Source organism: Pantoea sp. SGAir0418 (assembly GCF_043529865.1).
In genome coordinates this window covers 108458-122609 of record NZ_CP027911.1, presented here as the reverse complement: position 1 = coordinate 122609, position 14152 = coordinate 108458, and the positions used below count along the sequence as shown (strand labels likewise).

8 protein-coding genes, 4 tRNA genes and 3 rRNA genes are annotated in these 14152 nt (G+C 54.9%); 2 read left to right on the top strand and 13 right to left on the bottom strand.

Annotation, left to right across the window (positions count from 1 at the left end):
• Positions 1 to 15: 15 nt before the first annotated feature.
• The 3 genes from ilvM to ilvL all read right to left on the bottom strand — a co-directional run bounded on the left by ilvM (position 16) and on the right by ilvL (position 2164).
• The gene (ilvM, locus tag C1N84_RS00560; protein ID WP_008106624.1) at positions 16 to 273 is read right to left on the bottom strand and encodes an acetolactate synthase 2 small subunit; all 258 of its coding nucleotides are present in this window, start codon (positions 271 to 273) and stop codon (positions 16 to 18) included.
• Positions 270 to 1916, bottom strand: a complete 1647-nt coding sequence (gene ilvG, locus C1N84_RS00555) for an acetolactate synthase 2 catalytic subunit (protein ID WP_264441864.1) — start codon at positions 1914 to 1916, stop codon at positions 270 to 272. Before ilvG ends, ilvM begins: the two co-directional genes overlap by 4 nt.
• Positions 1917 to 2065: 149 nt before the next feature.
• Positions 2066 to 2164, bottom strand: coding sequence for an ilv operon leader peptide (gene ilvL / locus C1N84_RS00550; RefSeq protein WP_071813600.1), 99 nt, complete (start codon positions 2162 to 2164; stop codon positions 2066 to 2068).
• Positions 2165 to 2492: 328 nt separating this feature from the next.
• Between ilvL and C1N84_RS00545 the strand changes: the two genes are divergently transcribed.
• Positions 2493 to 4013: a YifB family Mg chelatase-like AAA ATPase gene (locus C1N84_RS00545; RefSeq protein WP_264441863.1), complete on the top strand. Its 1521-nt coding sequence runs from the start codon at positions 2493 to 2495 to the stop codon at positions 4011 to 4013.
• Between the two features lie 28 nt (positions 4014 to 4041).
• On the opposite strand, the gene C1N84_RS00540 is transcribed toward C1N84_RS00545, so the two are convergent.
• A complete protein-coding gene (locus C1N84_RS00540; RefSeq protein ID WP_021507919.1) occupies positions 4042 to 4380 on the bottom strand; it encodes a DUF413 domain-containing protein in 339 nt (112 codons plus the stop codon).
• A 121-nt stretch (positions 4381 to 4501) separates the two neighbouring features.
• On the opposite strand from C1N84_RS00540, the gene hdfR reads away from it, so the two are divergent.
• Entirely contained in the window at positions 4502 to 5323 is an 822-nt protein-coding gene (gene hdfR, locus C1N84_RS00535) for an HTH-type transcriptional regulator HdfR (protein ID WP_031279770.1), read from the top strand.
• 104 nt (positions 5324 to 5427) lie between these two features.
• Here hdfR and C1N84_RS00530 read toward each other — a convergent pair.
• The 9 genes from C1N84_RS00530 to btuB all read right to left on the bottom strand — a co-directional run bounded on the left by C1N84_RS00530 (position 5428) and on the right by btuB (position 14091).
• Positions 5428 to 5503: transfer RNA gene (locus C1N84_RS00530), tRNA-Trp, on the bottom strand.
• Between the two features lie 8 nt (positions 5504 to 5511).
• Positions 5512 to 5588 (bottom strand) — tRNA-Asp (locus C1N84_RS00525).
• Between the two features lie 100 nt (positions 5589 to 5688).
• A 5S ribosomal RNA gene (rrf, locus tag C1N84_RS00520) occupies positions 5689 to 5804 on the bottom strand.
• A 197-nt stretch (positions 5805 to 6001) separates the two neighbouring features.
• Positions 6002 to 8906: ribosomal RNA gene (locus tag C1N84_RS00515) — 23S ribosomal RNA — on the bottom strand.
• Positions 8907 to 9104: 198 nt separating this feature from the next.
• A tRNA-Ala gene (locus tag C1N84_RS00510) sits at positions 9105 to 9180 on the bottom strand.
• A gap of 144 nt (positions 9181 to 9324) precedes the next feature.
• Positions 9325 to 9401: transfer RNA gene (locus tag C1N84_RS00505), tRNA-Ile, on the bottom strand.
• Positions 9402 to 9475: 74 nt separating this feature from the next.
• Positions 9476 to 11017 (bottom strand): 16S ribosomal RNA (locus C1N84_RS00500).
• Together the 16S, 23S and 5S rRNA genes with 4 tRNA genes alongside form the textbook arrangement of a ribosomal RNA operon.
• Positions 11018 to 11414: 397 nt before the next feature.
• Positions 11415 to 12266 carry a glutamate racemase gene (murI, locus tag C1N84_RS00495; RefSeq protein ID WP_040679621.1) on the bottom strand — a complete coding sequence of 284 codons (852 nt, stop codon included), beginning with the start codon at positions 12264 to 12266 and terminating at the stop codon, positions 11415 to 11417.
• Positions 12211 to 14091 (bottom strand): TonB-dependent vitamin B12 receptor BtuB, encoded by a 1881-nt coding sequence (gene btuB / locus C1N84_RS00490; protein ID WP_264441862.1) that lies wholly within the window; start codon positions 14089 to 14091, stop codon positions 12211 to 12213. The genes murI and btuB overlap by 56 nt, the downstream gene beginning before the upstream one ends.
• Positions 14092 to 14152: the final 61 nt, after the last annotated feature.

Below are 14152 nucleotides of genomic sequence, written 5' to 3'. Positions count from 1 at the left end.
TATTTCCTTTGGCGACTAGGCGCGGATTTGTTGTGTTGTCTGTTGCTGGATCTCGACACAGGCGACATCCATAAGTTTGCTTAACTGCGAAGACAGTAAATCGACAGAGCGCTGGCTGGCAACGGTCATTTCGATATTAATGTTCTCCGCATTGACGGCGGACGCCATATTCATCGCGCAGACCTGGAAGCCACGGTGACGCACGACGCGCAAAATGCGCTCCAATATTTCAGGGCGAAAGCGGGCTTCGATAGACAATTGATGCTGGTTCATACGGTTTTCTCCATCATGTTTGCGTTGCTGGCACCCGGCGGTACCAGTGGCCAGACGTTTTCATGCTCATCAATCGCAACATGCAGGAAGTAAGGACCTTCACTGTTCAGCAGAGCATCAATCGCGGCGTCGACCTGATCTTTACGGCTAATGCGCTGGCCCGGAATATCAAAGGCGCTGGCCAGCGTGAGGAAATCGGGGTTATCGGTGAGGATGGTTTCGCTATAGCGGCCATCAAAGAACAGCTGCTGCCACTGGCGAACCATGCCAAGACGCTGGTTATCCAGCAGCAGGATTTTTACCGGCAGCTGCTTACGCTTGATGGTGCCCAGCTCCTGAATATTCATCATGATTGAGCCGTCACCGGACACGCAGATAACGGTGTCATCCGGACGGGCAACCTGCGCGCCTACCGCAGCCGGCAGCCCAAAGCCCATGGTGCCCAGGCCGCTGGAGGTGATGAAGTTTTCCGGCGCGCTGAAGCGCATGTGCTGCGCCGCCCACATCTGGTGCTGGCCAACGTCGGTGGTTACCACCGCGCTGTCAGGTTTACGATCTGACAACTGCTTCAGCAGCAGCGGCGCGTAGATCGCCTCGCCAGGATGGTCGTAACGCCACGCGAACTCCGCGTTCATCGCTTTAACTTCAGTACGCCAGCCGTCGATCTGCAGCGGCATGCTCAGCGCCGGCAACACTTGGTTGAGGTCGCCCTGCAGTGAAACGTGAGCGCGACGCAGTTTGTTCAATTCCGCCGGATCGATATCGATATGAATGACGCTGGCGTGCGGCGCGAAGGTATCCAGCTTACCGGTGACGCGGTCGTCGAAGCGTGCGCCGACGGCAATCAGCAAATCACAGGATTGCACCGCCAGGTTGGCCGCTTTGGTGCCATGCATGCCGAGCATACCGAGATAGAGATCGCTGCTGGCTTCGGCGCTGCCCAGTCCTTTCAGGGTAGAAACCATCGGGATGCCGGTCTCCTGCGCCATAGCCCGCAGCGCCGGGACGGCCTGCGCCATGCCGACACCGCCGCCGATATACAGCATCGGTTTTTGCGCCTGCGCCATCAGCGCGCGCGCTTCGGCAATGTGCTGCGGTGAGTGGCTCAGTGCTTCTTCAACCGGCAGCAGGTGCGGCGTCAGGTCACCGCTGGCAATCTGAATATCTTTGGGAATGTCGACCAGCACTGGTCCCGGACGGCCGGACTGCGCGATGGCGAAAGCTTCCGCCATCACCGTGGGTAAATCATCCAGCGATTCAACGAGGAAGCTGTGTTTAGTGCAGGCTAATGACAGGCCAAGAACGTCGATCTCCTGAAAGGCGTCGGTACCGATAAATGCTGAAGAGACCTGCCCGGTGATGGCGACAACCGGAACGGAATCCATCATCGCATCGGCCAGTCCGGTGATCAGGTTGGTGGCGCCCGGTCCGGAAGTCGCAATGCAAACCCCGGTTTTGCCGGTCGCACGCGCATAACCGATCGCTGCCATCACCGCACCTTGTTCATGACGACACAGTAGATGTTCCACGCCGCCATCGTAGAGCGCATCGTACACTGGCATGATTGCTCCGCCAGGATAACCAAACACTGTGTCGACACCCTGCGCGCGTAAAGCCTGAACTACCCACTGTGCACCTGTCATGGTTATTCTCCTGTATTCCTGCTGGAACAACAGAATTTTATGCTACTGCTCATAATCTGTTCCTCGCTGATTCGCTGATATTTCGTCTGGTCGAAAAAAAACCCCCGGACCTTACGGTGCGGGGGTTTTTCGAATTCCAGGCTTGATTTTTAAGCCTTTCTTTCTCCAAGCGTAGCCCCGCACGGTGGGTTAATAATCACCACCACGCTAATCACGACTAGGCTAATCACTTGTAGAAGGGCTTTCATGTGTCGTCTGTTTTTTCGTTAGTTCGAAGTAATACCTACAGAGTTACCATAGTTAGCAGGGGATTTACAATAATTTTCATCGGAAAATTTTATGACGCGCGCAGCTGACGTGCGTTATCGCTTTGTAAGTAAAAGGTTATTCGCATTTGTGATAATTATTCATTACGCCCGCGACGCAACCGTTATTTTGCTTTTGCGATCTGGCTGCGAAAATTAATGAACAGGATGAAAAGCGCAGCGATTTTCCTGAATACCGCTTCAGGATGATAGTTTCAGCGGTCGCCGTGTGTTTTTTTTTCAGTAAGGATAAAGGCAACAAGGAGCGGTTATGTCTTTATCGAAAGTATTAACACGCGCGGCGCTCGGAGTGCAGGCTCCACTGGTGACGATTGAAGTGCATATCAGCAACGGTCTGCCAGCATTGACGCTGGTTGGTCTGCCGGAAACCACCGTCAAAGAAGCCCGCGAACGCGTGCGCAGCGCCATTATCAATAGCGGTTTCACCTTTCCGGCGAAGCGCGTCACCATTAATCTCGCGCCAGCTGATTTACCTAAAGAGGGTGGGCGCTACGACCTGCCGATCGCTATCGCCATTCTCGCGGCCTCAGAGCAGCTGCCAGGCGATAAGCTGGCCCATTATGAGTTCCTGGGTGAGCTGGCGCTAAACGGCGCGCTGTGTGGCGTTCAGGCCGCGATTCCTGCTGCCATGGCGGCGCTGCAGGCCGGACGTCAGATGGTCTTAGCGGAGCAGAATCAACAGGATGTCGGCCTGATACAACAGGGTGAAACGCTGGTGGGCAAGCATCTGGTGGAGATCTGCGCTTTCCTGCATAACCAGACGGCGCTGACGGTCGCCCATTACCAGCCTGAAACGGTGCCGCACGAGCAGCAGGACCTGAGCGATATTATTGGCCAGCAGCAGGGACGGCGCGCGCTGGAAATTACCGCCGCCGGTGGCCATAACCTGTTGCTGCTGGGCCCGCCCGGCACCGGTAAGACCATGCTGGCAACCCGACTGCCCGGCATTATGCCGCCGCTGGATGACCAGGAAGCGCTGGAGTGCGCCGCAATTGCCAGCCTGGTCAGCAGCGGTACGCTACATCATCAGTGGCGTAGACGGCCGTTCAGAGCGCCTCATCACAGCGCATCGCTGTATGCGCTGGTCGGCGGAGGATCCCTGCCGCGGCCGGGCGAAATTTCGCTGGCGCACAATGGGGTGCTGTTTCTTGATGAACTGCCCGAGTTTGAGCGCAAAGCGCTGGATGCGTTACGCGAGCCGATTGAGTCCGGTGAAATCGCCATTTCCCGTTCCCGCGCCAAAGTCACTTTCCCTGCGCGCTTTCAGCTGATTGGTGCAATGAATCCCAGCCCGACGGGCCATTATCAGGGGAATCATAATCGCTGCACGCCGCAGCAGGTGCTGCGCTATCTCAGCCGGCTGTCTGGCCCGTTTCTGGATCGCTTCGACCTGTCGCTGGAGATTCCGCTGCTACCGGGCGGCTCGCTCAGCCAGAAGCAGCAGCACAGCGAAACCAGCGCGCAGGTGCGCGCCCGCGTAATGGCCGCCCGGGCGATACAGATGGCACGCGCGGGCAAGGTGAATGCGCAGCTGTCGAATCCGGAGATCGCCCGTGATTGTGTGTTACAGCAGCAGGACGCGGAATGGCTGGAGGAGATCCTGAATGCACTGGGATTATCGGTGCGTGCGTGGCAGCGTATCTTAAAGGTGGCGAGAACCATCGCAGATTTAGCGGGTGAACGGCAGGTTACGCGTCAGCATCTGCAGGAGGCGGTGGGATATCGCAGTATCGATCGTTTACTGATTTACCTGCATAAAAGCCTGGAATGACAACGGGGCTGAAATCAGCCCCGTCATGTTAATCGTCGCTATCGCTGAAGTCTTCCACCGTGTCCATCTGCGGTTTACCGCCGGACAAGGTATGAAAACGTTTCGGACGCTTTATACGTGCAGTGTATTTTGACCAGACACGTTCAGCCTCAGTCTGCGGCTCACGCAGACCACGGCAGACTTCAATAAACAGACGCTCTTCTTCGGTCTCCGGATCGCGCTTAGCGAGATCCAGTTCGTTGAAAGCGTATCCGTGGCGTTCCAGAAGCTGAGCTTCTTTAATGGTGAAGTCACCATGACGCGAAAAACCACGAGGGTAATGTTTGTTATCAAAGAAACGATTAGTTGTTGCGAAGCTGTCCGCCATCTTACACGCTCCTGATTCTCATATGGCCGTGCTATTTATGGCGCGGAGTATTAGATAGGCTTGACAGAGTGTAAAACAAAACATTTAAATCAGTACGACAAACATTTTTTGGGAGAATGCTGTGGATACGGAATTACTGAAAACTTTCCTCGAAGTGAGCAGAACGCGTCATTTCGGGCGTGCTGCTGAAGCGCTTTACCTCACGCAATCTGCCGTTAGTTTTCGCATCCGTCAGCTGGAAAATCAGCTGGGCGTTAATCTTTTTACCCGTCACCGCAATAATATCCGGCTGACTTCAGCAGGCGAGCGCTTATTGCCCTACGCTGAGAGCCTGATGAGTACCTGGCTGATGGCAAAGAAGGAGGTTTCGCATACCCAGCAGCACCATGAGCTATCAATCGGTGCCAGTGCATCGCTCTGGGAAGCGTATCTTACGCCCTGGCTGCAGACGCTATACGAGAACCGGGAGAGCCTGCATCTGGAAGCACGTATTGCTCAGCGCCATTTGCTGGTCAAGCAGTTACATGAGCGTCAGCTCGATTTGCTGATCACCACTGAAGCGCCAAAAATGGATGAACTCACCAGCCAGCAGATCGGTCATATTTCTCTCGCGCTCTTTCGCGCACGCAAAACTGAAAAGCGTGAAAAATATGATTACATCAAACTCGAGTGGGGCGCGGATTTCCATCAGCATGAAAGTTATCTTTCCAGTGATGACGTACCGGTATTAACTACCACTTCAGCACATGTGACCCGCGAATTGCTGCATACCACGGGAGCCTGCGCTTTTTTACCTGATTTCTGGCACGGCATTTACAGCGATTTGATGGTTATTCCAGACACACCTGTCGCAGTGCGACCGTTATATGCGGTATGGCTGCAGAATAGCGATCAACAGGCACACATTCGGCAGCTGCTTAAATATCCGGTCCTGACTCACTGAAGCAATAATTGAGGGAGTTTGAGTGGAAGAAATGAAACTCAGGCTCTTGCCTGTGCCGAATTTCAGACAAAAAAAATCCTTTGCCGAAGCAAAGGATTATTTTCTGGCAGGGGCGGAGGGACTCGAACCCCCAACACCCGGTTTTGGAGACCGGTGCTCTACCAATTGAACTACGCCCCTAATTAGGGTGGCGGAACGGACGGGGCTCGAACCCGCGACCCCCTGCGTGACAGGCAGGTATTCTAACCAACTGAACTACCGCTCCACCGATTCTGTACTGATATCAGACCGTCGCTGATTTCAGGTGTTTCGCCCTTTCCGCGTCACCGGGAAGGTCACGACCCGATTATGGGTCTTAAATTGATGCCTGGCAGTTCCCTACTCTCGCATGGGGAGGCCCCACACTACCATCGGCGCTACGGCGTTTCACTTCTGAGTTCGGCATGGGGTCAGGTGGGACCACCGCGCTGTTGCCGCCAGGCAAATTCTGTTTTCGTCCGCGTCTTTCGCGCTCTGACTGCGTTGCCCCGCTCGCGCCGCTCAGTCACATACTCGTGTATGCTCCTTCCCGTCGTCTCGCGTGCCGCCTTGTCACAGCACAAAATCCACTGGACGTAATCCGGTGAACAAAGCTGAAAATTCTTTCGGTCTCTCAGACCAAAACGCCTCTGGCGTTGCAAGGTTAAGCCTCACGGGTCATTAGTACCGGTTAGCTCAACGCATCGCTGCGCTTACACACCCGGCCTATCAACGTCGTCGTCTTCAACGTCCCTTCAGGACCCTCAAGGGGTCAGGGAGAACTCATCTCGGGGCAAGTTTCGTGCTTAGATGCTTTCAGCACTTATCTCTTCCGCACTTAGCTACCGGGCAGTGCCATTGGCATGACAACCCGAACACCAGCGGTGCGTTCACTCCGGTCCTCTCGTACTAGGAGCAACCCCCTCAATTCTCCAGCGCCCACGGCAGATAGGGACCGAACTGTCTCACGACGTTCTAAACCCAGCTCGCGTACCACTTTAAACGGCGAACAGCCGTACCCTTGGGACCTACTTCAGCCCCAGGATGTGATGAGCCGACATCGAGGTGCCAAACACCGCCGTCGATATGAACTCTTGGGCGGTATCAGCCTGTTATCCCCGGAGTACCTTTTATCCGTTGAGCGATGGCCCTTCCATTCAGAACCACCGGATCACTATGACCTGCTTTCGCACCTGCTCGAGCCGTCACTCTCGCAGTCAAGCTGGCTTATGCCATTGCACTAACCTCCTGATGTCCGACCAGGATTAGCCAACCTTCGTGCTCCTCCGTTACGCTTTGGGAGGAGACCGCCCCAGTCAAACTACCCACCAGACACTGTCCGCAGCCCGGATTACGGGCCTACGTTAGAACATCAAACATTAAAGGGTGGTATTTCAAGGTTGGCTCCACGCAGACTGGCGTCCGCGCTTCAAAGCCTCCCACCTATCCTACACATCAAGGCTCAATGTTCAGTGTCAAGCTATAGTAAAGGTTCACGGGGTCTTTCCGTCTTGCCGCGGGTACACTGCATCTTCACAGCGATTTCAATTTCACTGAGTCTCGGGTGGAGACAGCCTGGCCATCATTACGCCATTCGTGCAGGTCGGAACTTACCCGACAAGGAATTTCGCTACCTTAGGACCGTTATAGTTACGGCCGCCGTTTACCGGGGCTTCGATCAAGAGCTTCTCCTTGCGGATAACCCCATCAATTAACCTTCCGGCACCGGGCAGGCGTCACACCGTATACGTCCACTTTCGTGTTTGCACAGTGCTGTGTTTTTAATAAACAGTTGCAGCCAGCTGGTATCTTCGACTGGCCTCGGCTCCGGGAGCAAGTCCCTTCACCTACGCGCCAGCGTGCCTTCTCCCGAAGTTACGGCACCATTTTGCCTAGTTCCTTCACCCGAGTTCTCTCAAGCGCCTTGGTATTCTCTACCTGACCACCTGTGTCGGTTTGGGGTACGATTTCGTGTTACCTGGAGCTTAGAGGCTTTTCCTGGAAGCAGGGCATCAGTTACTTCACCGCCGTAGCGGCTCGTCGTCACGCCTCAGTGTTAAAGAAGACCGGATTTGCCTGGTCTTCACACCTGCACGCTTAAACCGGGACAACCGTCGCCCGGATAACCTAGCCTTCTCCGTCCCCCCTTCGCAGTAACACCAAGTACAGGAATATTAACCTGTTTCCCATCGACTACGCTTTTCAGCCTCGCCTTAGGGGTCGACTCACCCTGCCCCGATTAACGTTGGACAGGAACCCTTGGTCTTCCGGCGAGCGGGCTTTTCACCCGCTTTATCGTTACTTATGTCAGCATTCGCACTTCTGATACCTCCAGCATGCCTCACAGCACACCTTCAGCGGCTTACAGAACGCTCCCCTACCCAACAACACATAGTGTCGCTGCCGCAGCTTCGGTGCATGGTTTAGCCCCGTTACATCTTCCGCGCAGGCCGACTCGACCAGTGAGCTATTACGCTTTCTTTAAATGATGGCTGCTTCTAAGCCAACATCCTGGCTGTCTGTGCCTTCCCACATCGTTTCCCACTTAACCATGACTTTGGGACCTTAGCTGGCGGTCTGGGTTGTTTCCCTCTTCACGACGGACGTTAGCACCCGCCGTGTGTCTCCCGTGATAACATTCTCCGGTATTCGCAGTTTGCATCGGGTTGGTAAGCCGGGATGGCCCCCTAGCCGAAACAGTGCTCTACCCCCGGAGATGAGTTCACGAGGCGCTACCTAAATAGCTTTCGGGGAGAACCAGCTATCTCCCGGTTTGATTGGCCTTTCACCCCCAGCCACAAGTCATCCGCTAATTTTTCAACATTAGTCGGTTCGGTCCTCCAGTTAGTGTTACCCAACCTTCAACCTGCCCATGGCTAGATCACCGGGTTTCGGGTCTATACCCTGCAACTTAACGCCCGGTTAAGACTCGGTTTCCCTTCGGCTCCCCTATGCGGTTAACCTTGCTACAGAATATAAGTCGCTGACCCATTATACAAAAGGTACGCAGTCACCTAACAGGTAGGCTCCCACTGCTTGTACGTACACGGTTTCAGGTTCTGTTTCACTCCCCTCGCCGGGGTTCTTTTCGCCTTTCCCTCACGGTACTGGTTCACTATCGGTCAGTCAGGAGTATTTAGCCTTGGAGGATGGTCCCCCCATGTTCAGACAGGATACCACGTGTCCCGCCCTACTCGTCGGACTCACAACCTGTGCATCTTCGTGTACGGGGCTGTCACCCGGTATCGCGCGACTTTCCAGACGCTTCCACTGATGCACAAGCTGATTCAGGTCCTGGGCTGCTCCCCGTTCGCTCGCCGCTACTGGGGGAATCTCGGTTGATTTCTTTTCCTCGGGGTACTTAGATGTTTCAGTTCCCCCGGTTCGCCTCGTTAACCTATGTATTCAGTTAACGATAGTGTGTCGAAACACACTGGGTTTCCCCATTCGGACATCGACGGCTGTAGCGGTTCATATCACCTTACCGTCGCTTTTCGCAGATTAGCACGTCCTTCATCGCCTCTGACTGCCAGGGCATCCACCGTGTACGCTTAGTCGCTTAACCTCACAACCCACAGGCGTTTTGCAACGCTGCAGACTGCAAGCATTTGAGAGACCCGAACGCATCGTGATTTCATTCTTATTACGGAGAATGAATACGACGCGTCGTTTCAAATTTTCAGCTTGTTCCGGATTGTTAAAGAGCAAATACTTCGCAGCACACCGTCGCCGGTATACTCTGAAGTAAGTTTCAGTACTGTAATGGTGGAGCTAAGCGGGATCGAACCGCTGACCTCCTGCGTGCAAGGCAGGCGCTCTCCCAGCTGAGCTATAGCCCCATACAGTCACTGCAGAGACCATCTACTACCACTCACCAGGAGTTCCGTGTTTTAACCACGGCAATTCGTGCTCAGGCAAGGCATGCAGGAGGGAAGTTTACTTGGGTAAACGACCGAGTGCATAACGCCGCATGAGTGCGAATCTGGTAGGCCTGAGTGGACTTGAACCACCGACCTCACCCTTATCAGGGGTGCGCTCTAACCACCTGAGCTACAAGCCTGTAGAGGTTTTTTCTGCTCGTTACTTTTCTATCAGACAATCTGTGTGAGCACTTCGCGGGAAGGTATCTTCAGGTAAGGAGGTGATCCAACCGCAGGTTCCCCTACGGTTACCTTGTTACGACTTCACCCCAGTCATGAATCACAAAGTGGTAAGCGCCCTCCCGAAGGTTAAGCTACCTACTTCTTTTGCAACCCACTCCCATGGTGTGACGGGCGGTGTGTACAAGGCCCGGGAACGTATTCACCGTAGCATTCTGATCTACGATTACTAGCGATTCCGACTTCATGGAGTCGAGTTGCAGACTCCAATCCGGACTACGACGCACTTTATGAGGTCCGCTTGCTCTCGCGAGGTCGCTTCTCTTTGTATGCGCCATTGTAGCACGTGTGTAGCCCTGGCCGTAAGGGCCATGATGACTTGACGTCATCCCCACCTTCCTCCGGTTTATCACCGGCAGTCTCCTTTGAGTTCCCGGCCGAACCGCTGGCAACAAAGGATAAGGGTTGCGCTCGTTGCGGGACTTAACCCAACATTTCACAACACGAGCTGACGACAGCCATGCAGCACCTGTCTCAGAGTTCCCGAAGGCACCAAAGCATCTCTGCTAAGTTCTCTGGATGTCAAGGCCAGGTAAGGTTCTTCGCGTTGCATCGAATTAAACCACATGCTCCACCGCTTGTGCGGGCCCCCGTCAATTCATTTGAGTTTTAACCTTGCGGCCGTACTCCCCAGGCGGTCGACTTAACGCGTTAGCTCCGGAAGCCACGCCTCAAGGGCACAACCTCCAAGTCGACATCGTTTACGGCGTGGACTACCAGGGTATCTAATCCTGTTTGCTCCCCACGCTTTCGCACCTGAGCGTCAGTCTTCGTCCAGGGGGCCGCCTTCGCCACCGGTATTCCTCCAGATCTCTACGCATTTCACCGCTACACCTGGAATTCTACCCCCCTCTACGAGACTCAAGCCTGCCAGTTTCAAATGCAGTTCCCAGGTTAAGCCCGGGGATTTCACATCTGACTTAACAGACCGCCTGCGTGCGCTTTACGCCCAGTAATTCCGATTAACGCTTGCACCCTCCGTATTACCGCGGCTGCTGGCACGGAGTTAGCCGGTGCTTCTTCTGCGGGTAACGTCAATCGGCGAGGTTATTAACCTCACCGCCTTCCTCCCCGCTGAAAGTACTTTACAACCCGAAGGCCTTCTTCATACACGCGGCATGGCTGCATCAGGCTTGCGCCCATTGTGCAATATTCCCCACTGCTGCCTCCCGTAGGAGTCTGGACCGTGTCTCAGTTCCAGTGTGGCTGGTCATCCTCTCAGACCAGCTAGGGATCGTCGCCTAGGTGAGCCATTACCCCACCTACTAGCTAATCCCATCTGGGCACATCCGATGGTGTGAGGCCCGAAGGTCCCCCACTTTGGTCTCGCGACGTTATGCGGTATTAGCTACCGTTTCCAGTAGTTATCCCCCTCCATCGGGCAGTTTCCCAGACATTACTCACCCGTCCGCCACTCGCCACCCAAAGAGCAAGCTCTTCTGTGCTGCCGTTCGACTTGCATGTGTTAGGCCTGCCGCCAGCGTTCAATCTGAGCCATGATCAAACTCTTCAATTTAAAGTTTGATTTGCTGCAACGAGTGCAGCGATGCTCTGTGAATTAAACTTCGTAATGAATTACGTGTTCACTCAGCAAAGACTTGATATTTTTTAAAGCCCGTAGGCTTGTGATATCAATCCTGCGAGTGCCCACACAGATTGTCTGATAAATTGTTAAAGAGCAGTGCCGCGATTTCTCAAGCGGCGCGGGATGCGTATATTACGCTTTCCGCTTTCTCAGTCAAGCATTTATTTTTGCTTTTCTGAAGGTTGCCGTTAAGGGCCACCTCACTAACAGGGCGCTTCGTAAGCCGTTGTGCCGTGTCAGTGGAGGCGCATTATAGGGAGTTCTTTCGGGCTGACAAGGGCTAAATGCAAATTAATTTTCGAGTGCTGTTTTTTTCGGCGAAAGCCCGTCAAATCGCCAGTTTTTCCAGCAGCGGGAAGCCATAACGCTGCAAAACCGGTGATAATTGCACCACTTCGTCATCCATACGCGTACAAAATGCCACATTCTGTCCGCTGGAACGCGCCTGAGGCGCTTCGTGCTCTAACAACCAGGCGGTGCGCCGTGCAATGGCTGCGCCCGAATCCACCAGCCGGGTGCCATCAGGCAACACCTGCTGCAGCTCTTCACGTAACAGCGGGAAATGGGTACAACCCAGCACCACGGTATCCGGCGGCTCTTTCATACGCAGCCACGGTTGTACTGCGCGACGCACATCGTCCAGCGACACCGTTTCTCCGTGCAGTTTGGCTTCCGCCAGTTCGACCAGTTCCGCCGACCCCAGCATTTCGATTTTACATTCGCGCGCAAACTGCGCCACCAGCTCATGGGTGTAAGGTCGTTTCACCGTGCCGCGCGTGGCCAGCAGGCCGACCACGCCGTTACGCGTCAGACGGGCCGCCGGTTTAATCGCAGGCACGACGCCAACGACCGGGAATTCAAAGCGCTGACGCAATGCTGGCAGCGATACAGTACTGGCGGAGTTACAGGCGATGACCACTAACGCCAGCGGCACGCGCTGCACGATAGCCTCCACCACCGCCACGACCCGCTCAACAATGTACTCTTCGCTTTTTTCACCGTAAGGGAAGCCGGCATTATCGAAGGCATAGAGATAGTGCAGGCCCGGCAGCAGTTGCCGGACCTCATCATAGACGGAGAGCCCACCGACGCCGGAATCAAACACCAGCACGGTGGGGCGCAAATCAGAAGCTGTAGCTGGCGCTGAGATAGTACTCCGTTCCTGGAGTTTGATAGCCATACACTGTCTCGTAGTCTTTATCGAACAGGTTGGCAATTCTACCACGAACGGTGAGCTGTGATGTGACCGGATACGAAACTGCCAGATCCCATAAACTTACACCGCCCAGTTTGACGCGCTGCGGGGTAAAGGAGTGGTTGTAATCCGTATCATAGCGATCGCCGAGATAATGATAGGTCAGTGACCAGTCAAACTCATAAATCGTCCAGTCGAGCTGGTATTTCACCTGCTGCTTCGCACGGCGCACCAGCGGTTGATCGGTTTCAGCATCGCGCGCATCGACATAATCGTAAGAAATCTGATGGCTAAGCGGACCGGTATCGAACGACGCCGTGGCTTCTACGCCCTTAATGCGCGCTTTATCGATGTTGTAATAGATATACGTGGTGGGATCGCTATCAATCAGATTATCGATATCGTTACGATAACCGGATACGCGCCAGTTTACCGGCCCGGTCAGGCCAGAGAAGCCCGCTTCCCACTGTTTACTCTCTTCCGGCTTCAGGTCGCTGTTGCCATAAGAACCATACAACTGGCCGAGACGAGGCGCTTTATACGCCGTCGCGTAATTGGCAAACACGCTATAGCCATCAACAAACGCCCATGACGCCCCGCCCTGCCAGGTGCCGTGCCAGCCAAACTGGCTGTTGTCGTCACCGCGTACCGCGCCTTCCAGCGTTACGCTGCCCAGCTGCTGCTGGGTGGTGGCATAAATGCCGGTGTTACGCAGCTCAGTACTGTCAGCCACGTAAGCCGTGCCGGGTTCCGTGGTCTGTTTCTGCCAGTCCACGCCCGCGCTTACGCTGCCCTGCGCCACCTGCAACGTATTACCCCACTGCACATTGTACTGCTTGCTGTCATCCAGCGTGGTCGACGGGCCGTAGCGGCCTGTACGCGGATCATAGTTATAGTCTTTGCTGCGGCTGTAGCTGGCGATCAGCTGCGTCGAATAAATGTCGTTGCTGTAACGCAGGCCGCTGTCCCAGGTCTGGCTGTAGAGCTGGCGGGTATCGTTTAATCCATTGATGTTGAAACTGTTATCGTAGCTGTAGGTGCCGTCGTAGGCCGTACGGTTGTCAAAACCGTAGCCGCGGACAAAGCCGCTCAACCCGTCACTGAACTGATGCTCCAGCGCGCCATACAGTGTCTTGTTCATGAAGCCATCGCGATCTTTCTGCGCCGGATCGCCATACACATCCGGCAGGTTCGCCACCACATCATAGCCGCGCGTATAGGTGTAGTTGCCCGCCACGGTCAGCGTCGTGGCTGCCCCCAGCTGCTGCTGGGTAGAACCTTCATAGTTTTGATAGCCTTTCGAGCCCACGCCCGCGCTCAGCGTCGTGCCCGGCTTATCACGACCGGTGATGATGTTCACCACGCCGCCAATCGCATCGGAGCCATACACCGCCGAGCGCGCACCGCGCACATATTCGATGCGCTGGATCAGAGAAAGCGGAATCTGGCTTAAATCAGACGATCCGGACACACCCGCCTGGTTTAGCCGGATACCGTCGATGAGTATAAGTACGTGGCTGGAGTTGGTGCCGCGCACAAACAGCGAGCTCAACTGGCCGAGGCCACCGTTCTGCGCGATGTCCACGCCAGGCAGGCGACGCATGACGTCCGTCAGGCTTTTCGCCTGCCAGCGATCGATATCGTCGCGGGTCACGACTGTCGTCGGCGCGAGAACGGAGGAAACCGGCTGCAAAAACCGGTTGGCGGTAACGATTTGCGTATCATCATTCTGCTGCGCGTAGCCAGATTGCGCCCAGAGCGACAACGCCGTTGCACTAAAGGCAAACAGCGAAGCGTGTGTTGTTTTCATTGTTATAGCATCCAAAAGACGAAGCAGGATGCCGCAGGTCCGGGATCGATAGCACGCGATG